Raw genomic sequence first — 20,776 nt, forward strand, 5'->3', positions numbered from 1 at the left:
AACCATGGTAAAGGCCAAAACGATCGTTGAAAAAATTTGGGATAAACACTTAGTTCATCAAGAACAAGGAAAGCCGGATTTATTATATATTGACCTGCACCTCGTCCACGAAGTTACATCACCGCAAGCCTTTGAAGGGCTTCGCATGAAAAATCGTTCCGTACGCCGGCCTGACCTTACCTACGCCACCATGGATCACAATGTTCCAACAAAGGATCGGCATATTATTAAAGACGAGGTTTCCAAAACCCAAATGGAAACACTTAAGCAGAACTGTCAGCAATTTAACATCGACCTTGCTGACATCGATCATCCTGACCAGGGAATTGTGCATGTCATCGGTCCTGAGCTAGGTCTGACCCATCCTGGTAAAACGATTGTGTGCGGTGACAGTCATACTTCTACTCACGGAGCTTTTGGTGCACTCGCGTTTGGAATTGGTACTAGTGAAGTGGAGCATGTCCTTTCTACTCAAACACTATGGCAGGCTAAACCAAAAACACTTAATATAAAAGTAAATGGTACGCTTGGCACAGGTGTAACGGCAAAGGATTTAATTCTTGCTATAATCGGAAAATATGGAGTTCGCTTTGGCACAGGCTATGTTCTTGAATATACTGGTGAAGCTATTCGCAACCTGTCTATGGAAGAACGAATGACCGTATGTAATATGTCTATTGAAGCAGGTGCTCGAGCTGGCCTGATTAGTCCCGATGAAACGACATTTGATTATATTGAAGGTAAACGTCATGCACCAAAGGGTGAAGCGTTTGAGCAAGCCGTTGCCGAGTGGAGAGAGCTCGCAACAGATGACGGTGCGGAATATGATGCAACTGTAGAAATGGACGCAGAGGAAGTTGAGCCTCAAGTTACGTGGGGTACCAATCCAGGAATGTGCCTGCCTGTGAGCGCCAACGTTCCTTCCCCTGAACAAGGAAAGTCAGAAAATGAAAAGCTGGAAATTGAACGGGCACTAGGTTATATGGATTTAGAGCCAAATCAACCGATTTCTTCTATCCAACTAGAGCATGTGTTTATCGGCTCCTGTACAAATTCAAGAATAAGTGATTTGCGTAAAGCTGCAAGCATCGTAGAAGGTAAACACGTCCACCCTTCCATTCAGGCAATTGTTGTACCAGGCTCCATGTCTGTGAAACTAGCAGCTGAAGCAGAAGGGCTTGATACCATTTTTAAAAACGCAGGATTCGAATGGAGAGAAGCAGGCTGTAGCATGTGCTTAGCCATGAATGATGACATCATCCCTCCTGGAGAAAGATGTGCATCTACTTCTAACCGCAACTTTGAAGGCCGACAGGGAACAGATGCCCGTACACACTTGGTGAGTCCAGAAATGGCTGCCGCTGCTGCCGTGGAAGGTCATTTTGTAGATGTACGTGACTTCTCGAAACAACCAGTCTAATTAAGGAGGTACTCTACATGGAACCAATAAACCAACACACTGGAAAAGTTTATCCATTGAACAGAGCCAATGTTGATACGGATCAAATCATACCAAAGCAATTTTTAAAACGTATTGAACGACAGGGATTTGGTCAGTTTCTCTTCTATAACTGGCGATATAACGAAGATGGCAGTCTGAAATCAAATTTCAATTTGAACGAAGACAAATATAAGGATGCCTCCATTCTTGTCGCTGGTGAGAATTTTGGTTGTGGCTCGTCCAGAGAGCACGCTCCTTGGGCACTAGAGGATTATGGATTTCGCGTTATTATCGCGCCGAGCTTCGCAGATATTTTCTATAATAACTGTGTCAAAAATGGAATATTGCCAGTTAATCTTTCAGAAAACAGTATCCAGGAGCTAATCACAAGAGCAGAGAAAAGCACGTATCATTTGACCATAGACCTTCAGCAGCAAGTTGTCTATGACGATGACAACTTTAAAGTTTCTTTTGAAATCGATGAGTACCATAAAGAAATGCTCGTCAATGGCTGGGATGAAATAGCCGTAACATTAACGTATCAAGACAAAATTGATGCATATGAATCTAACAAAGTAGGAGTGTGAAGACATTGGGAATTGCTTAACGGGAACCAAAGTCACGGACGCGATGAAGCATTTAAAAGGAATCGTTCATCGTACCCCATTATTAACATCTGAATCTATTGATAACATGACTGGCAAACAAGTGCATTTTAAGATGGAGAATCAACAAAAAACAGGAGCCTTCAAAGTGAGAGGGGCGAGCTATAAAATCTCGCAACTTTCCAATCAGGATGCTAAACGTGGGGTAATTGCTGCATCCGCAGGAAACCACGCCCAAGGTGTTGCACTTGCTGCATCGAAGCGAGGAATAGAAGCGAAAATCTACATGCCTGAACACACACCAGAAGCAAAAATACACGCTACCCGGGCATACGGAGCTACTATCGTCCTTACCGGTGAATCCTTTCAAGAAGCTTATGAAGCTGCCATGAAGGACCAACAGCAAAACAATCGAGTCTTCATTCACCCATTTGATGATCCGGATGTAATGGCTGGCCAAGGAACCATTGCCTTGGAAATGCTCGAGGAAAACCCAGAACTAGAAACGATATTAGTACCGATTGGTGGCGGCGGGTTAATTAGCGGTATTGCTGTCGCCGCAAAATCCATCAAGCCCTCCATCCAAATAATCGGAGTACAGGCAGCGGAAGCTAGCGCAACTTATAATCGTTTCTACAATAAAAGCAGTGCACCACTTCAACAGGTGAAAACCATTGCGGATGGAATCGCCGTGAAACAACCAGGCAAGGAAACGCTGCCGCTTATTGACCAATACGTGGATGACATTGTTACCGTATCAGAAGCAGATATAGCATCTGCTATGCTGTATATGCTAGAACGGAATAAAAGTCTTGTAGAAGGAGCTGGCGCCTCGGCATTCGCAGGACTTCTTGCTCACGGAAAACACTTACATGCTAATCGTATTGGTGTTGTTGTCAGTGGTGGCAATATGGACGTTTCCAAAATGCCAATCATTCTGAACCTGGCAAGCAATCAAAAAGTCAGACACTTGGCCTGATAGGCAAATAAATATTCTATCAAGACGATTTCAAGGAAAAATTTCAGCCAATCCTCATTGTGGTGATCTATGGAGCCACAATGGGGGTTGGCTTTTTACGTTCCGAAGAGCGTTTTGGAAAAAAATAGAATTGGGAGCTTCTTTGGGGTGGTGCGCTCATAAATTTTGAAATTCGCTCATATTATTCGATATTCGCCCATAAATTTGAGAATCCGCTTATATTTTTAAAAATTCGCTCATAAATTTAAAAATTCGCCTATAAATGCTATGTGAGCTGTTTCATCGGCTTCTCTGTTTCTAGTATTGTGGTGCATCCTGAGCGTGTTGGGCGTTCTTCCGAGGAAAGGGAACTGCCTTCGCTCTCCTGGCGTAAAGAATACAGAGAGTCCTCTACATACTGAAAAACACTGCCACGGAGGCAGTGTTTTATGCTTATTCTTCTTCTTGACTATTTTCCTTAGATGCTTCTTCTACGCGATTTTTTAAATCCTCAAAGGTTTCACCTTCAAATACTTTACCATTCACCGCAATCGTTGGAGTTACACTAACATTTAAAGATTGGGCTATTTCTTTGTCGGTAGAAATAATATCATCGGACGTTTCTTCAAAGGCAGTCATTACTTGCTCTACCTTACTTTCATCTTCCACTACGCTTTGTAATGTTTCTTTAAGGAAATCCTTCTTATAAATATCCTTATGCTCGTCTTCTGCTGGTGGTTGATTTTCGTATAGTGTTTCATGGAATTTCCAGAATATATCATTACCAAGCTCACGATAGACAACCTCAGCAAATTTAGCTGAACGATCAGAGTCTACATTGATAAATGGAAAATTAATAAAATAAAACTTCGCTTTACCTGTATCTACAAACTCTTGTTTGATTTGTGGGAAAGCTGCATCCTGAAAGTTCTTACAAGCAGGACATTTATAATCACCAAACTCAATGATGTTTACCGGGGCATCCTCTTCCCCTAAATAAGGCTGATTTTCATAACTTATGTCAGCTGCTGCACTCTCTTCCTCCTCTGAACCTTGGGAGAATTGATTATCCAGAACAACAATTAGTACAACACCTAAAGCGATTATACCAATCATCCAGAAAATCCACTTATTGCTACTCTTTTGGTTTGTTGCCGCCATTGTGGACCACCCTTTTTGTTGAATTAACGAAACATGCTTTATAATAGAACTAATACTATGTAATTGTCACATGTACCTATTATAGGTACATGCTAAGATAGCAGTCAAGCAATCCCGCTGGTTTACTTCGACAGTTTTGTGAACATATTTGTTTTTTTACATGGTCTTAACACACAATACAAAAACCTATGAATAGAATGGGAATAGCATGGCATATTGTATATTGAGGTGAAAACATGTTTGAAAATCCTACCTTTTATAATCAAACTTACCAAAACATGACCATCGAGGATGTACAAGACCACATCCGCACGTTTGTCCGGTTCGACCCCGCTGCATCCTATCGGCTTTCCATTGGAACTGACTCTCACGTTCACCGTGACTACACCCGCTTCATTACTGCTATTCATATTCACAGAATCGGCAAAGGAGCGTGGGGGTGTCTACGCAACCACACTGTAAAACGCCCAATTAAAAGCTTAAAAGAAAAAATCTCTACGGAAACATGGCTTAGCCAGGACGTTGCGTTTTATTTTACCCCTGAATACTTACACGACATCGCTGAAATCCTTCTCCCCTATGAAAAAAAAGGTGCTTCCTTTCAATTTGAAATACATCTAGATATCGGCCATAAAGGATTAACTCGCCACCTCATTTCAGACATGACACAGCGAATTGATCAAATGGGTATAGATGTTAAAATCAAACCCGATGCATATGCTGCATCAAGCTATGCCAACAGGTACACGAAATAAAACAAAAAAATCCTGATTCTTGGCTGTCAGGATTTTTTTGTTGTTTTTCTATTGAGTAGGGAAAGTCATGCTATAGCAGAAAACTATACTGTTGGTATGATGAAAATGCTGCGAAAGAAAGAATAATGAGCAGTAAGAGTAAGAGCTGAAGACAGAGGCCAATAATACTGCATATTTTTCCAGCTACCGCCATTTCCTTCCCTTTCTCCTCTGAAGCTTTTACTTCCTTGAGGCTTTTACTGGAATACATAAGCCCAATAATGGCTAGTGCGAGGCCTACGATTGGAATGAAAATGGACAATACCCCAGTAGTCAATGCAATTACAGATTTCGTGTTCACATTTTTCATGAAATCTCCCCCTTCACTGCTGGTCACCTTTTATATACTATTCAAGCAGCATCAGAAAAACTCCTACGGACACATTTTGTAAACGGTAACATTTTAGACACAAAAAGAGGATTCATCTTTCCACAATGGTGGTATAGTATAAGTAAGAAAGATAAATAACATGAAAACAACTTAGCTGGCTCAACCATTTCGAGTTCGTTTCTAAACTGAACGGACGGTAGTGGTCATGTTAGGGAACATCTCCTGTGTAAGGAGTAAATTGTTATCTTTTGCCCTTAAGAAGACCACAGAGAAAGAAAGTAATACTCAGTTTGTAAATTCATGTAAAACGATTCACACAAGGCAACCTGTTAAAACCATTTATCACTAGGACAATCGATTAATTGTATAAATGGTTGCAATACCATTCAGAAGGTAAACCTGCTGCATAGATTATGTGTAAGCAGCAAGGCACACTATTAGGAGGACGTATTATTCCCATTCTGGAAACGAATTCCTGATGAATGATCCATTTGGATATTCTTCTGTTCCTTGTTCGGCTTCCAAATCTGGATGATTCTTATGGTTGGGTCACCTAGGTTGTTTTCTATCTCTCTCCCCCTTTCCTGGTACACACATACCAGGTTTTTTCTTTGGGCTTTACAATTCTAACTTTGTAAAAAAATTGAAACCCTTCCTTCCCTCTCCCGTATGTTGTAGTACACTATAAATAATCAATGTACAAGGGAGGTCCACACACTTGGCAAATAAACGAATAAGTAACATTATTATTGGACTAGTTTTTATCTTTATAGGCTCCGTTATTTTTCTTGAAAACCTAGGCTGGATTGATATGGAATATGGATTTTTATCTTGGCCAATAGCATTGCTGTTACCAGCCCTTGGTTTTCATCTCGGGTTCTTCTTGTCAGGCATGAAGAAGGAATATGCTGGCCTTCTTGTTCCAGGTGGAATCCTATTGGTACTGAGTCTTTATTTCTACCTCGATATTATAACAGATTACCAATACAGTGAATTTACATGGCCGACCATTTTACTTGCTCCAGCATTTGGACTATTTCTTCTATGGTACTTTGGAGAGCGCGAAAAAGGGCTATTTATCCCAATCGGTATTTTGACTATACTTGCACTTCTGTTTTATGCACAGTCCTTCCTTCAAGTAATTATTCAGCTATGGCCGCTTGTGTTAGTGTTCGTAGGTATCTTTATTCTTTTCCATAAAGGCCGTAAGAATAATAAAGCAAATTAACAAACCCAGCTACCTTGCTGGGTTTGTTTTTTATGTTTTCCTTGTACTAAACCTCTTTCTGGCTTCATCTACTAATAGAGACAAGCTAACAGAAAGGGTTCGTGATATGTTGACGTTAATGGTTGGTTACATCGTACTTGGTCTTTCCATCGCTGCCCCGTTTGGACCCATCAATGCTGAAATTATTAAACGGGGCATAGTATATGGATTTGGGCCTGCTTTTTGTGTAGGTCTCGGTGGAATGTCGTCTGACCTTCTACTGATGGGATGCATGTTTATCGGTCTGGCTCAGCTCCTCACTATTGTATGGATCAAAATTGCTCTCATGCTGCTCGGGTGTTTTATTTTAGTACATTCTGGCTTGGTTACCTTATCACAAACACATGACTTGGAATCTCAACAAAGTAACCTATCCCCTTCCACTCGGATTCATTTACGCTCCTTTACTACAGGCGTGATTATTGCATCGACGAACCCAATGAACTTATTGTTTTGGCTTGGAATTTATGGTTCAGTGTTAAGTGGAGCTCTTGAAGAAACGGATGTACTTCACTCCTTTTTTGTAAGCAGTCTCGTTTTTATCGGTATTGGCCTATGGAATCTGAATCTTGCCTTCACGGTTCATTTTGGTAAGCTTCTGATGAGTCCTATAGTTATGAAAGGAATTAATGGCATCGCAAGCGTGGTCCTGATTGGATTTGGACTAAAATTTGGTTACGATGCCGCAGTCGAGCTTTGGCAGATCTTTCTCCTGTAAGCTACCTTACACCATTGGAGATCCATTAAAAGAGGGGGCCCTTACTACTTCATGGAAATTACAACTGGTTTGCATAAGCTGCATGTAAACCATAAACTAAGCTATATAAGCAGTAACTGTTGAGTACGAGGGACAACCTCGTACTTCTTTACTTCTTATTGGATAGAAGTGTCATCTATGTATTTCTTTTTTTATCTATGTAAGCTATGATGACCTTGGTATCATTATTTTATCGCGTTATTTAATTGGCTTTGTATGGAGTTCATCATACAATCAAAGTTTTATTGAACCACTTATCATGCTGTAAGGAGATCTATTATGACTATCATTACGATTCTTGCTTTGTTCGTCACTATTGTAAATATTCTACTGGGAATTACTATCATCTTCTTAGAAAGAAAGCAAGTAAGCACAACGTGGGCGTGGCTTATGGTGCTGTTTTTCATTCCGATTGTAGGGTTCCTACTCTATCTTTTCCTTGGACAGAACTTAAGCAGAAGGAAGATTTTCAAGCTGTCCAGTGAAGCTTCCGAGTTCTTTTCTAGTTTAAAGGTGAAGCAAACGGAGCAGCTCGACTTGCATAATAAAACAGACTATCCGTTTCAAGAACTTATGTATATGAACCTAGTGAATAACGATTCCATTTATACCATGGACAATGAAGTAGAAGTGTTCACAGATGGGAAAGATAAAACGGAGGATTTAATTCAAGCTATAGAGAACGCAGAATATTTTATACACATTCAATATTATATAGTCCGGCATGACCGTACAGGAAGAAGAATTATAGAGGCGTTAACTCAAAAAGCTGCTGAAGGGGTAGAGGTTCGATTTTTGTACGATGATATGGGATCCATTAATCTACGGAAATCAGTTTTAAAGCCCTTAATAGAAGCTGGAGGTATGGTTGCAGCCTTCTTTCCTTCCCGTATCCCTTATTTAAATTTGCGCCTTAACTATAGAAATCACCGTAAGATTGCTGTTATTGATGGAGACATAGGGTATGTAGGAGGGTTCAATATAGGCGATGAGTATCTTGGGATGGTTAAAAAATTTGGTTATTGGCGTGATACTCATTTTAAAATTCGTGGCAGCGCTGTGTACTCCTTGGAAACGCGCTTTTATTTGGACTGGAATCATGCATCTAAGAACAAATTGCCAGCATCTCCTATGTACTACCCAGAAATGGAAACGAGCGATACCATCGGCATGCAAATTATTACATGCGGTCCTGATTCAGAGTGGCAGCAAATTAAAAATGCCTACATTAAGCTCATCCTATCTGCGAAAGAGAGTGTCTATATTCAAACGCCCTATTTTATACCAGATGACAGTTTGATGGATGCTATCAAAATAGCCTCTCTCAGTGGAGTCGATGTTAGAATAATGATTCCAAATAAACCTGATCACATGTTTGTATATTGGGCGACATATGCACATATAGGTCAGCTACTGGATGCTGGTGTTCGCAGTTTCACCTACGAAAATGGCTTTCTCCATGCGAAGACGCTTGTTGTAGATGGCAAGGTTGCTTCCGTTGGAACTGCTAACATTGATGTGAGAAGCTTTAAGCTAAACTTTGAGGTGAATGCCATAGTGTATGACGAGACCACTTCCAGAAAGCTTCATCAAATCTTTCTTGAAGACTTAAAGTACTGTAACGAAATAACTAAAGAGGTGTATCAGAATAGAACCAATCTCATTAAAATGAAAGAATCGATCTCTCGTTTATTATCACCTATTCTTTAAAGACACATAACCATAGGGAGAACCTCCTTTTGATGGAAGCTCCTAAAACTACTAATAATGCTGGAACTACCTGTCTGGAATAATTTCAGTCCAGACAGGTATTTTTATGAAAAGTGTTTTTCCGCCCACTCAACTCGTCTTTCAACAACGTGCCCCTATTTCCTCGAATACAATTTTTCCTCCTAAAAGCGCTATACAGGAAAATTACCAATAAGAATTAACAGAGCTAATCTTTTTAAAAAAAGGTACTGCATTATATTGTAAGTAGTTCAGTTTGGAGTACAGTATTGCAATTTGTACCCTTAATTGAACTACTTTTTACATAAGAAATAGTAATATAAAATGTGGAAATATTTTGTTATTTAATTTATGTGAAAGATAAAGGAATTTTTAGGATATTTACATTTATATAGTAAAATAAGATTATGTACGTTATTAAGGTAATGGGGCAGTTTTATTTAAAAGGGAGGTTTAAGATATTGTGATATTGTGGTCGATAATAGGTTTTTTAAATGCAACATTGGCAGTTATTGAACTAATAGTAGCCTTAAAAAGTAAAGATAAGCATTCATCGTATATTCATATTATGTATAGTTTAATGTTCGTTTCTTACAGTGTTTCTGCATTTAACCTAAATCTTCTTTACGGTGTTCCTGGCTTAATCATTGGTTTGTTAGCTATTTTTCTTAATTCCAAATATCGTAGAAAAAAGAGCATTTTCCAATAAGGAATTTGCTTTTTTTTTGTAAAATTGCATTAGTTTTTGCACGTGATTTTCCAGGTCATCAATAATTATTGTAGGTTTGCAAACTGGGGTGCATTTTCCTTTGAAAATAACTACTCAAAATACAAATAAACATTGCTATAACAATGAAAAATGAGCATCAAATTGCTATGCAATTCAACGCTCTTTTTATAGTTCAATTTTATTGTTTGTACTCCAAAACTGAACTACTTAATTATATTGTGGTACCTTTTTAGTCGCCTCAATGAATTGGGGGTTTTTTTCTGCGAGAGAACATTATAGAATAGATAAGGTCTGCTTGAAAATTGTGGTATCGTAGACAGAAATAACAAAAGAGGTGTAAGAATTGAAGAAGTGCATACTAACAATCGTTAGCGTATTCGTATTAGTTATAGCAGGATGCTCCTCTGATGCAAGCGGAGATACAGAAGCAACAGAGCCAAAATCAGAGAATCTAGCTACGGCAGTAATGGACTTTCAAATGAAGGTAATTGAAACCATTAATAAAGAGGATGCAAATATATACACTTTTGATAAGAATCCTACAAAGGAAACACAGCAAATAGCACAGAAAGAGGCAGCGGCTGTGGCTGATAAAATTGCTCAAATACAAGTCTCTTCTTCCCTGCAATCAGAGGAAGAACGTGTGCAGCAAATCCTAACTCATTTAGAGAAGGCCTATCAAGCTAAGGCACAAGCCCTTCAAGAAGGAAAGCCAGCTCAAGTGGACACGGAGTTCCCTGCTTACAATGAACAAATGGACAAAGCAAGCAGCATCTTAAACGATCTCTTAGAGGAAAACGACCTAATCAGTACCCCATTAAGAGGCGAATTACAATAATAGCCGCTTCATTGTGACAGAACATAATTTTGAATTAGCATATGCAACGAAAACAAGATACCTTTAAAAAAGCGTCTAATGAAATTGCCATTAGACGCTTTTCTATCTTTACCTTATTACATTTTAGAAACTAATTCGGCTAACCAGGCGGTGGCTACTGCTGCATAGGTACCGACAACATTACCGACTATCCCCATGAGCAAGCCTACTGGAGCCAGCGCTGGCTGGAATACAGAAGCTACTACCGGAGCAGAGCTCGTCCCACCTATATTCCCTTGAGATCCAACAGCGACAAAGAAAAGTGGTGCACGTAAAAGACGAGCAAACAGGAAAATAATCAAAATGTGAATCAACAGCCACACAATTCCCATTGCAATATATGCTGGAGCTTCTACTACAGCAGTAAGGTCTGCCTTTGCACCAATAGTTGTTAATAGTAAGTATATACCTGCATAACCGATATTACTTGCGCCGTAATCATCTAAACGACGAACTTTTGTAAAGGAAAGCATAACTCCTATAAAAGCAATTATCATAATCGTGTACGTACTCGCGGAAAGTACAGAGGTCTCAGGTAATGTCTCAGAGAATTTTCTAACGACATAAGAAACACCAAATCCTAACCCTAGAATACCTAGTAGTTGAGGAACCTGAAGCGGCTTGGATCTAGATTGGGCGATTTCCCCAATTTGGGCGTTAATTTTTTCGACAACAGAGTTATCAGCCTTGTTCCATTTGTTAAACTTATCCTGATGTCCTGCTAGTGCAATCATAATTCCCATCCAGGAATAAGCTACAACTGTATCGACGACAATGATGGGAGATAATACATCCTTTGGAGTGTCGACAGCTTCCACCAGAGCAGCCATGTTAGCTGTACCTCCAATCCAACTTCCCGCTAGAGCCCCGACCCCTCTCCAGGCGTCTTCAGGCAAGAAAGGCTGGAAGATAGCTAGAGCAATAGGCGCACCGATTACGACACCTAATGTTCCAGATAAAAATAGTAATATAGCTTTTGGCCCAAGCTTTAGCGTGGCAGGAACGTCTGTTGATAATAACAGCAGCAACAGGCCAAACGGTAATATATACGTACTAACGAAATCATACAATGATGAAGCATCAGGTATAATTCCAAGCGTGGTGGAAATCATCGGTAAGAAATAGGCCCAAATCAACGGTGGTGCAAAATGGAAAAACTTCTTCACAGCCGGTTGATTCCATTGAGATAGCATGTAAACTCCGCCTACTAAAGCAGACAAATATGCCAATAAGGCCATAGGTTCTTGTATGAGAGCAGCGTTTAATGTCAGAAACATGTTTCCCCTCCTCTTATTCTCTCTCTTTTAAGCTGACTTAGAAAATTATAGCACAAAGATGAGTGAATGCGTTTTCACATAAAAATATTCGAAACATTAAAATTATTAGCTCAATATAATATTTCAAGCACCTTCCTCTCGCTTTGGGTGGTGTTATTGCAGGAACTACTCTATCTTGGTTTGAAAGTCCTTCAAAAATGGTAGATTGTAAGAGGAAGATATTTTATGGAGGTGTTTTACATGTCAACTCTTACCGAGCAACAAATCAATCAGCATTTACGGGAGATTCAAGAGTGGAACTTAACGAATGATCGATTCATTCAACGTACCTTTACGTTTGCAGAGTATATGGACGGTATTCGCTTCGTTCACGAAATAGGCTCCATTGCAGATGAGAAAGACCACCATCCATCTTTACAAGTCGAATATGGAAAGATCATCGTTTCTTTAACCTCCCACGATGTTGGTGGCTTAAGTGAAAGAGACTTCGACCTTGCTCAAACCATTGATCGAGTTTATCAAAAAAGAGATGAATAGGAAAGAAGCAGAGAGTTCATACAACTCTCTGCTTCTCTCTTTACGTATTACCATTCTATCAACCCTTGTAAATGGGCTTTTAATATGGCATAACACACCTCTGCATCAGAAATTTGGTTCCTTTGTATGAGCTTCACGCATTCTTCCACACTAACCCAAAACAATGTTATGTCTTCGTGAGACTCTAATTCCTGTACATGTTGCGTGATAATATGGTTCGTATAAAATACATGAGTCTTTTCCCTGCTGTTCCAAGGAGCTGGAAGAACGTGACCTAGATAAGTCATATCATCGCATCGACAGCCTGTTTCCTCTTGAAGCTCTCTTCTTGCAGCTTCCTCCAGTGATTCCCCTTCTTCCACCCCACCTCCTGGTAATTGCACAATCGTTTCCTGTAATGCCTCTCTAAATTGACGGATTAGTAATACATCATGATGAACATGAGCTAAAACGACAACGGATTCTTCCTCAAAAGAAGCAGGTCCCTCCCCCTTATTACTCGAATGTAACAAACTTTCCATCCCCCTAATCTATCCATTACATTATTATTCAAAAAGAAATAGCACTGTTAATATTACATTATTCCATATAATGGGTATATAGTGGAAGATTTTGTTTATCAACTTAACTGCTGGCCCATTTCTTCCAACATAGCATAGGTGTGGTCTGGAGAATGCGAAAAAACATTAACTGAGTTAATTATTAAAATTCGGGATTGCATACTGTCCTTTCATGCTGTATGGTATTAATTAACGAAATAGTTTTACTAATAACACAATTTCATAAACTTCCTTATTCAGAGAAGCGGAGGGATCTGGCCCGTTGATGCTTCAGCAACCAGCCTAAATTAGGCGAGGTGCTACTTCCAGCAAGTGGGGACACTTGAAAGATAAGAAGAAGTTTAGCCTTGAGATATCAAGCTCTTCTTCGGAAGGGCTTTTTTTATTACCAAAATTATCTAGAAGGACCTTTGTTTCATCCAGTTGAGGACGTTTAAGATTTACAACCTATTGCTAAGAAATCGTTCCCATCCTTACATTGTGTCCTAAAGCTACAGACTGTTAAAAAGGAGAAGATAACTATGAGCAGACATCATCTTGAAACCAAACTAGCCCAAACAGGAAATCGCAGCGACCAAACAACAGGTGCTGTCAACCCTCCCCTACACCTATCAACGGCATATCGTCATGAAGGAATAGGCAAATCTACTGGGTATGACTATATTCGAACTGGCAATCCTACTCGTGATTTGCTAGAGCAATCCATTGCTTCGTTAGAGGAAGGTCTTGCAGGCTTTGCCTTTAGTTCGGGAATGGCGGCTATTCAAACGGTCTTTTCCATTTTCTCACCAGGGGATGAGTGTATAGTGACCCAGGACGTTTATGGTGGCTCTTACCGTTTGTTTGAAAATCATTTTAGCAAATTTGGTCTTACCTTCCATTATATAAATAGTACAGATACACAGGATTTTGAATCAGTAATAAACGAGCAGACCAAAGCGTTATTTATTGAAACTCCAACGAATCCGCTCATGACACAAGTAGATATAGAGCAGTTTGCTACCCTGGCACAAAAGCATAATCTATTGCTAATAGTTGATAATACGTTCTTCACACCATACCTGCAGCAACCTATTGTATCTGGAGCTGATATTGTAATCCACAGCGCGACGAAATATTTAGGTGGGCATAATGACGTGTTAGCTGGTCTAGTAGTTGCAAATGATGAAGCATTATGCCAGAACATTCAGGAACAACAAAATGCCAGTGGTGCTGTTCTTTCACCATTTGATTGTTGGCTTGTCATGAGGGGAATTAAGACTCTAGGCTTACGTATGAAGCAGCATGAAGCAAACGCTAAGCATTTAGCCGATCAACTGGAACAAAGTCCTTATATCAGTGATGTGTTGTATCCAGGCAAAGGAGGGATGCTATCCTTCCGAATTAAAGAAGAGGAAATGGTTCCTGTCTTACTGGAGAAATTAGAGCTTGTATGCTTTGCTGAAAGCTTGGGTGGAGTTGAATCGTTTATAACCTACCCTGCCACGCAAACACATGCTGATATTCCTGAAGATGTACGCGCAAGCTATGGAGTGTGTAATCGATTATTGAGATTATCGGTAGGGATTGAAAAGGAAGAGGATCTCTTACAGGACCTGGAGCAAGCTTTAGAAATAGCGTATAACGAGGTGAACCAGCATGTCTAACTATTCCGTACAAACATCCCTTTTGCATAACGAATATGCTGTAGACAAGTCAAGTAACGGTGTTAGTGTTCCCATCCAGCATGCATCCACCTTTCACCAGAATGACATACATGAGTTTGGCGCATATGATTATGCTCGTTCTGGTAACCCAACTCGAGAAGCATTAGAACATACAATTGCTGAACTTGAAGGTGGAACACATGGATTTGCATTTGCTTCGGGCATGGCAGCTGTTTCCACTTCCTTAATGCTATTGTCCAAAGGAGATCATCTCCTTATTACCGAGGATGTGTATGGTGGAACGTTTCGATTTGTAACCCACGTTTTATCACGCTTTGGAATAGAGCATACCTTCGTAGATATGACAAAGCTAGATGAAGTAAATGCAGCCTTTCAGGAAAATACCAAAGCAGTGTTTATGGAAACACCGTCCAATCCGCTCCTCAAGGTTACCGACATAGAAGCCGTTACTAAATTGGCAAAAGAAAATAACTGTCTTACTTATATTGACAACACCTTTTTAACTCCATTAATACAGCAGCCTTTCTCATATGGTATCGATATCATTATTCATAGCGCTACGAAATTTTTGGCAGGACATAGTGATGTTGTAGCTGGCTTAGTAGTAGTTCAAGATGAAGCATTAGCTCAACAGATTGGATTTTTACAAAATTCTTGTGGAGCAATCCTTGGTCCACAAGATTGCTGGCTTGTCATGAGAGGAATGAAAACACTGCATGCCAGACTTCGTCAATCTGTGGAATCTGCGCATCGCCTTGCTACCTATTTAGAGGAGCATCCCCTTATCAAAAAGGTTTATTATCCAGGGCTTTCCTCTAATGCATATTATCAGACTCAGCAAAAGCAAGCGAAGAATGGCGGTGCTGTTCTCTCTTTTGAATTACAAAACGAAGAAGCAGTCGAACGATTTGTTCAGCAGCTAAAGCTTCCTGTGTTCGCTGTAAGCCTTGGAGCGGTGGAATCCATTTTATCCTACCCAAGGAATATGTCTCATGGCTCCATGCCAGACGATGAATGTGACAGACGCGGCATCACGAAAGGGCTGCTACGCTTATCTGTAGGATTAGAGGATGTACAGGAGCTGCAAGCCGACTTCGAAGAGGCATTAGCAGCAACAAATGAGCAAAAGGCAGTTCTATAAGTAAAAGCCCCAGTCCGTTTACGGAAAACGGACTGGGGCTTTATTAATGGACACTGTTTGTTTTTTGCGAGTAAGAAAAGAATAGCTTTCCTTGTCGACATTCCATATTATCCTCATTAAAAGGATAATCGTTCTTGCTATGTTACGCTCTGAGCCATTTCCATATTTCTTTTGGTGAAGCGTTTTTGCCGTACATTAGAATACCTGCTTGAAATATTTTTCCAGCTGCTTTCATTGTAAACCAAATGGAGATTAGCAATACTACAAGTGCCAATATAATTTCAAGCCATGGCCACTCCTCCAACATGGATAATCTCATTATTAATACAGCCGGTGATGTAATTGGAACAAAAGATGCGATAGTCGCTAATGACCCCTCAGGGTTTTCGATTATTGGAGCAATCAGAACGATCGGTATAAACGGAAGCATCATCACCATCCCCTGGAAATTACTAGAGGAATCCATATCTTCGACAGTTGCACCAAATCCTACAAATATAGCTGCAAAAAGGAGATAGCCGAGTATGGCAATGAATACAAGCAGCAGTAGTTCTGGTACAAATAAGAAATCGAGTACTGGGATTTCATTTATACGCCATACAGCAATCGGAATGATGAACACTAACCACACCGCAACTTGCGTAATTCCTAATAAAAAATATCCAATGATTTTCCCTTGCATAAGCTCTCCTGGGGTAAGGGAAGACAACACAATTTCAGCAACCTTTTCCTTCTTCTCTTGGGAGGCGCTTTGGAATATCATCATTCCTGTAATAACGATTGAAAAGAGGATAATGGCTGCCACACCGCCAGGAATGAGATTCTCTATTGCAGGGGACACTCCGCCATTCTGTTCCATAGACGTAGTCCTCTGGCCTTCCTCCTGTTGTTGGAGCGGTACGGTATCAAATTCAATCCCTCCTCTGACAACGTTCATTTGGTCTTCTGTTAAACCAGCTTGTTCAAACTGTAAGGCCCGAAGAGGCTGTTCAATAATATGTAAATTTAACAAGAAATTCTCCGGTATTTTCTCTGAGGTGTACACATCTATTGCACCAGATTGTATGGCAGAGGATGTGATGGAAAGATATGCAGTATTTTCCATGCCTTGAAGCTGCTTTCTCGCTTCGAGAGAACCTTTTTCCTGTTGAACTAGTTTCCAGTTCATATCTGGTCGCCGCTCCAATGATTCTTCAATATCATGATAAACTCCAACCTCATCATTTATATATAGAGTGACGGGTTCTGAAGCTTGTTCACTGTCACTAAGAAGGGTGGGAAGTGTGGCAAACAAGATAAATATCACTGGCGTAAGAATCAAGGAAATAACAAACGACTTGTTTTTGACATTGCGCATGTATTCCCATTTGGCTACCTTCATACTATTGCGCATCGTCATCCCCTACTTTCATTAATTTTTTATCTGTGGCTATATCTACGAAAATTTCGTGTAAGGAAATACGATCGATCACTAATTCCTGAATATCTAATTCTCTCGGAAGGAGAGGAAGCCATGATGGGATATGCACATCTTGCTCTAAGTAAAGCGTAGCACTTTGCTCACTACCTTCTACCCTAACAACGCCATCGATGTATTGAAGTGTAGTAAGCTCATTATTACCTCGAATCACACATTTATAATTTGCATACTGTTGCTTTATTTCTCCCATCGTTCCTGAAACAACCCGCTGTCCTTTATGGATTAACAATAATCGATCACATAGCTCCTCCACCATGTTCATTTGGTGAGAGGAAAGCAATATGGCCATTCCACTATTGGCTAATGTGGAAATTTCTTGTTTGAATACATCCTGACTTACAGGATCTAAACCAGAGAAAGGCTCGTCTAATATTAACAAATCAGGCTCATGGATAATGGAAGCGATAAATTGCACTTTCTGCCCCATCCCCTTTGAAAGCTCCTCGACCTTCACTTTCTCCTTTCCCTCTAGACCAAATTTATTTAAATAGTAAGTTGCTCTTTCTCTGGCTTTATTCATTGGATAATCTTTTAAGTCTGCAAAATAAAGAAGAATATCCATTACAGTTACTTTTTTGTATAACCCTCTTTCTTCCGGTAAGTACCCTATTCGATGCTTTGGGATAGCCTTTCCATACTGATGAAAGGTAATTTCACCTTCGTCTGGATACATGATCCCCATAATATTTCGAATAGTGGTGGATTTTCCTGCTCCATTAGGCCCTAAAATCGCCATAATCTCGCCTTTATTCACCTCAAAGGATATGTCCTCTATGATGGGGGTCCGTTTAAATGATTTGCATAGCTTATGTACGGTTAATACGGCTTGATCCATAATACTCCTCCTCTGCATTCGTATTGTATTGATTTACTTTATAGGTACTAGCTGCTCCATACAACAAACGCTATTACTAGATTTAACCCAGCTACTAACAAAAAATTAATAGAACGAGGAGACTTTTTTCCTTTATACTCCTCTATTCCTAACATTCCAATTGAGAATGCTGATCCAATAAGAATTAATGGAATCCAGTCATAGGCTTCTGTGAGTAATACGATTGCTGCGATGATAATTGTAATTAATGAGATTAGTTTTCTAGTGTTTTTCATATAGCACCTCCATTTCCAAACATTTCTATTATTTCAAAAGAATAATAGAAACTCAATTACAATTTACAGGGGACCTTCCTTTCTCACAAAATCGGGCTAATATCATACAGTAAAGGGAGAAGGTGTTTTACGTAAAGGAGGCTTGTACGATGAGATACTATCCGCAACCACTCCCTACCTATCCGGTAGAGGATGAACGTTTTCTTTCCCCTTTGTTATTAACTGCAGGAGGATATATGATTAATAAATTTATGAATAATAATGGTGGCGGCATTGGTGGTTTTGGTCAAGGAGGTCCGGGCTTTGGTCAGAATTATGGACCAGGCTTCGGAGGAGGATTTGGAGGGCCAGGTTTTGGTGGCAATCCAGGAGGATACGGACCTGGACCCGGATTCGGCGGTGGGTTTGGATTTGGGCCAGGGCCTGGGTATGGTGGAGGCCCTGGCAGTTACGGACCAGGCTTTGGAGGTCCGGGCTATGGAGGATTTCCGCAAGGATATGGACCTGGCTATGGCGGGGGTCCATTTGGAGGATATGGGAATCCAGGGCAATTTGGTCAAGGACCCGGGGGATTTCCATTTTTCTAAAAGACTATCATCCATTTACTTTCGTGTGATGTAGAAAGCACTTTCCAGATAAAGCTCTCTGGGAAGTGCTTTTTTCCATTATGAAGAAGTACACATTTAGCTCTTACCATCAATTGTCAGAAGATTAGTTTTTTTCTTTTTTTTCAATTGTTTTATACATAAAGGAACGTTAAACTCAACGTTACACATCATTTAACTCGTCCAATGAAAGGGGGCTATGAGATGGTCACATTTGTTGCATCCATCATGTTATTACTAGCAGGTTACTTTATTTACGGAAAGGTGGTCGAACGCATTTTTGGTATTGACTCCAAAGCAGTAACGCCAGCATATGCGAAACAAGACAACCTGGATTATATGCCAATGAGCTGGTGGAAAGCCAGTTTAATTCAGTTATTGAATATTGCCGGGCTTGGTCCAATATTCGGTGCAATACTTGGGGCAATCTATGGTCCTGTCGCATTTATATGGATAGTAGTCGGCTCTATATTTGCAGGGGCTGTACACGATTATTTCTCTGGTATGCTGTCCATTCGTCATAATGGTGCTCAATACCCGGCCATCGTTGGTAAATATCTTGGCAAACCTGTTCGCTCAGTCATTAATGTACTATCCCTTGGATTGATGATTCTTGTAGCAGCTGCATTTACAGCAGGGCCTGCTCAGTTAATGGCAGAGGTTACACCGCTGACCTTTATGACATCGTTGTTCATCATATTTGCTTATTTTCTCATTGCAACACTATTACCGGTCAATAAAGTGATTGGAAAAATTTATCCTATCTTTGGCGGTATTTTAATATTTATGGCTGTCTCCATCGGAATTGGCTTGTTCTTCTTTGATAATCCAATTCCCAATGTGACGCTTGAAAATCTTCATCCGAAAGAAGCACCGGTATGGCCGCTCCTCATGGTAACCATTTCATGCGGTGCCATCTCCGGTTTTCATAGCACCCAAAGTCCTATTCTTGCTAGAACATTAAAAAATGAACGGGAAGGGCGAAAAGTGTTTTTTGGAGCTATGATAGCAGAGGGAGTTATTGCTCTAATCTGGGCTGCAGCGGGTATGACATTCTTTGGTAGTACAGGAAGCTTACAAGCAGCCTTGGACTCTGGTGGTCCAGCCGGTGTTGTAAATGAGATTTCGAACTCTACTCTAGGAACACTTGGCGGGGTTCTTGCTATACTAGGTGTAATTATCCTACCAGTTACGACAGGAGACACAGCGTTACGATCTTCTAGGATGATGCTTGCGGAGTTAGTATCTTCTATCCGTAAGAAGCCTTTTGAAAGTAAGGCGGCACCTTTACTGCTAGCCATTCCTGTGGCGGTTCCAGCATTTCTGTTAACCCAAATGGACTACAGCTTCTTATGGCGCTATGTTGGCTGGTCTAATCAAGTGGTTGCAACGGTGATGTTATGGACTGCAGCTATGTATCTGCTACAAAACGGAAAGTTCCATTGGATAGCCAGTATCCCTGCCTTAGGAATGACTGCAGTAGTCAGCACGTATATATTCCTTGCTCCAGAAGGATTCGGCATGGAATACTCTACTTCCATGATTCTTGGAGGAATTATATGGCTAGGTGTAGCAGCTTGGTTTATTAAACAGCTTATCCGTCCAACCATCCATCAAGAACAAGAGGTATCGAAAGCAGGATAAACCATGCAATATCACTAATAATGGACAACCCCCTAGGAAACCAAGCAGGTTTCCTAGGGGGTTATTGTTTAGGTTTATAGTTAAGCTAAAGGCTGTCTGTTTATCT

21 protein-coding genes and 1 riboswitch are annotated in these 20,776 nt (G+C 40.3%); of the genes, 14 read left to right on the plus strand and 7 right to left on the minus strand.

The features are described from left to right. Nucleotides 1-4: 4 nt before the first annotated feature. From leuC to ilvA, 3 genes are read left to right on the plus strand one after another with little or no spacing between them, the layout of a single operon-like run. Nucleotides 5-1,420 carry a 3-isopropylmalate dehydratase large subunit gene (gene leuC / locus ACFFGV_RS13355; protein WP_377348670.1) on the plus strand — a complete coding sequence of 472 codons (1,416 nt, stop codon included), beginning with the start codon at nucleotides 5-7 and terminating at the stop codon, nucleotides 1,418-1,420. A 17-nt stretch (nucleotides 1,421-1,437) separates the two neighbouring features. Next, complete coding sequence (gene leuD / locus ACFFGV_RS13360) at nucleotides 1,438-2,028, plus strand: 3-isopropylmalate dehydratase small subunit (protein ID WP_377348672.1); 591 nt, start codon at nucleotides 1,438-1,440, stop codon at nucleotides 2,026-2,028. Between the two features lie 43 nt (nucleotides 2,029-2,071). After that, nucleotides 2,072-3,025: a threonine ammonia-lyase gene (ilvA, locus tag ACFFGV_RS13365; protein ID WP_377348674.1), complete on the plus strand. Its 954-nt coding sequence runs from the start codon at nucleotides 2,072-2,074 to the stop codon at nucleotides 3,023-3,025. Nucleotides 3,026-3,457: 432 nt separating this feature from the next. Here the strand turns inward: ilvA and ACFFGV_RS13370 are convergent, their stop codons facing one another. After that, a complete protein-coding gene (locus ACFFGV_RS13370; RefSeq protein ID WP_377348676.1) occupies nucleotides 3,458-4,165 on the minus strand; it encodes a DsbA family protein in 708 nt (235 codons plus the stop codon). Between the two features lie 236 nt (nucleotides 4,166-4,401). On the opposite strand from ACFFGV_RS13370, the gene ACFFGV_RS13375 reads away from it, so the two are divergent. Next, entirely contained in the window at nucleotides 4,402-4,920 is a 519-nt protein-coding gene (locus ACFFGV_RS13375; RefSeq protein WP_377348678.1) for a ribonuclease H-like YkuK family protein, read from the plus strand. A gap of 70 nt (nucleotides 4,921-4,990) precedes the next feature. Here the strand turns inward: ACFFGV_RS13375 and ACFFGV_RS13380 are convergent, their stop codons facing one another. Then, entirely contained in the window at nucleotides 4,991-5,269 is a 279-nt protein-coding gene (locus ACFFGV_RS13380; RefSeq protein WP_377348680.1) for a DUF4190 domain-containing protein, read from the minus strand. A 739-nt stretch (nucleotides 5,270-6,008) separates the two neighbouring features. Between ACFFGV_RS13380 and ACFFGV_RS13385 the strand changes: the two genes are divergently transcribed. The 5 genes from ACFFGV_RS13385 to ACFFGV_RS13405 all read left to right on the plus strand — a co-directional run bounded on the left by ACFFGV_RS13385 (nucleotide 6,009) and on the right by ACFFGV_RS13405 (nucleotide 10,610). Beyond that, nucleotides 6,009-6,518, plus strand: coding sequence for a LiaI-LiaF-like domain-containing protein (locus ACFFGV_RS13385; RefSeq protein ID WP_377348682.1), 510 nt, complete (start codon nucleotides 6,009-6,011; stop codon nucleotides 6,516-6,518). A 106-nt stretch (nucleotides 6,519-6,624) separates the two neighbouring features. Further along, on the plus strand, nucleotides 6,625-7,275 hold the full coding sequence (locus ACFFGV_RS13390; protein ID WP_377348684.1) for a LysE family translocator: 651 nt from the start codon (nucleotides 6,625-6,627) through the stop codon (nucleotides 7,273-7,275). A gap of 318 nt (nucleotides 7,276-7,593) precedes the next feature. Next, nucleotides 7,594-9,024, plus strand: coding sequence for a cardiolipin synthase (cls, locus tag ACFFGV_RS13395; protein ID WP_377348686.1), 1,431 nt, complete (start codon nucleotides 7,594-7,596; stop codon nucleotides 9,022-9,024). Between the two features lie 481 nt (nucleotides 9,025-9,505). Then, nucleotides 9,506-9,751: a hypothetical protein gene (locus tag ACFFGV_RS13400; RefSeq protein WP_377348688.1), complete on the plus strand. Its 246-nt coding sequence runs from the start codon at nucleotides 9,506-9,508 to the stop codon at nucleotides 9,749-9,751. Between the two features lie 364 nt (nucleotides 9,752-10,115). Then, nucleotides 10,116-10,610 (plus strand): hypothetical protein, encoded by a 495-nt coding sequence (locus tag ACFFGV_RS13405; protein ID WP_377348690.1) that lies wholly within the window; start codon nucleotides 10,116-10,118, stop codon nucleotides 10,608-10,610. A 116-nt stretch (nucleotides 10,611-10,726) separates the two neighbouring features. Here the strand turns inward: ACFFGV_RS13405 and ACFFGV_RS13410 are convergent, their stop codons facing one another. Next, nucleotides 10,727-11,926: a DUF819 family protein gene (locus ACFFGV_RS13410; protein ID WP_377348692.1), complete on the minus strand. Its 1,200-nt coding sequence runs from the start codon at nucleotides 11,924-11,926 to the stop codon at nucleotides 10,727-10,729. A 240-nt stretch (nucleotides 11,927-12,166) separates the two neighbouring features. On the opposite strand from ACFFGV_RS13410, the gene ACFFGV_RS13415 reads away from it, so the two are divergent. Continuing rightward, nucleotides 12,167-12,463: a 4a-hydroxytetrahydrobiopterin dehydratase gene (locus ACFFGV_RS13415; protein WP_377348694.1), complete on the plus strand. Its 297-nt coding sequence runs from the start codon at nucleotides 12,167-12,169 to the stop codon at nucleotides 12,461-12,463. Between the two features lie 47 nt (nucleotides 12,464-12,510). On the opposite strand, the gene ACFFGV_RS13420 is transcribed toward ACFFGV_RS13415, so the two are convergent. Further along, nucleotides 12,511-12,975: an NUDIX hydrolase gene (locus tag ACFFGV_RS13420; protein ID WP_377348696.1), complete on the minus strand. Its 465-nt coding sequence runs from the start codon at nucleotides 12,973-12,975 to the stop codon at nucleotides 12,511-12,513. Nucleotides 12,976-13,252: 277 nt separating this feature from the next. Then, nucleotides 13,253-13,359: riboswitch (SAM riboswitch) on the plus strand. A 185-nt stretch (nucleotides 13,360-13,544) separates the two neighbouring features. Between ACFFGV_RS13420 and ACFFGV_RS13425 the strand changes: the two genes are divergently transcribed. Together ACFFGV_RS13425 and metC are read left to right on the plus strand one after the other, a co-directional pair. Next, a complete protein-coding gene (locus ACFFGV_RS13425) occupies nucleotides 13,545-14,669 on the plus strand; it encodes a methionine biosynthesis PLP-dependent protein (protein WP_377348698.1) in 1,125 nt (374 codons plus the stop codon). Then, nucleotides 14,662-15,831 carry a cystathionine beta-lyase gene (metC, locus tag ACFFGV_RS13430; RefSeq protein ID WP_377348700.1) on the plus strand — a complete coding sequence of 390 codons (1,170 nt, stop codon included), beginning with the start codon at nucleotides 14,662-14,664 and terminating at the stop codon, nucleotides 15,829-15,831. The genes ACFFGV_RS13425 and metC overlap by 8 nt, the downstream gene beginning before the upstream one ends. A 142-nt stretch (nucleotides 15,832-15,973) precedes the next feature. Here metC and ACFFGV_RS13435 read toward each other — a convergent pair whose 3' ends face one another. Genes ACFFGV_RS13435 through ACFFGV_RS13445 form a run of 3 tightly spaced genes read right to left on the minus strand, consistent with a single transcriptional unit; the run spans nucleotide 15,974 to nucleotide 18,421 of the window. Beyond that, complete coding sequence (locus ACFFGV_RS13435; RefSeq protein ID WP_377348702.1) at nucleotides 15,974-17,224, minus strand: ABC transporter permease; 1,251 nt, start codon at nucleotides 17,222-17,224, stop codon at nucleotides 15,974-15,976. Then, complete coding sequence (locus tag ACFFGV_RS13440) at nucleotides 17,214-18,146, minus strand: ABC transporter ATP-binding protein (protein WP_377348704.1); 933 nt, start codon at nucleotides 18,144-18,146, stop codon at nucleotides 17,214-17,216. Before ACFFGV_RS13440 ends, ACFFGV_RS13435 begins: the two co-directional genes overlap by 11 nt. Nucleotides 18,147-18,193: 47 nt before the next feature. Continuing rightward, entirely contained in the window at nucleotides 18,194-18,421 is a 228-nt protein-coding gene (locus ACFFGV_RS13445; protein WP_377348706.1) for a hypothetical protein, read from the minus strand. A gap of 149 nt (nucleotides 18,422-18,570) precedes the next feature. On the opposite strand from ACFFGV_RS13445, the gene ACFFGV_RS13450 reads away from it, so the two are divergent. Beyond that, nucleotides 18,571-19,008 (plus strand): hypothetical protein, encoded by a 438-nt coding sequence (locus ACFFGV_RS13450; RefSeq protein WP_377348708.1) that lies wholly within the window; start codon nucleotides 18,571-18,573, stop codon nucleotides 19,006-19,008. A 222-nt stretch (nucleotides 19,009-19,230) separates the two neighbouring features. Beyond that, a complete protein-coding gene (locus tag ACFFGV_RS13455; protein WP_377348710.1) occupies nucleotides 19,231-20,670 on the plus strand; it encodes a carbon starvation CstA family protein in 1,440 nt (479 codons plus the stop codon). Nucleotides 20,671-20,776 lie beyond the last annotated feature (106 nt).

Source organism: Pontibacillus salicampi (assembly GCF_042434395.1).
In the GTDB taxonomy this organism is placed as follows: Bacteria; Bacillota; Bacilli; order Bacillales; family BH030062; genus Pontibacillus; species Pontibacillus salicampi.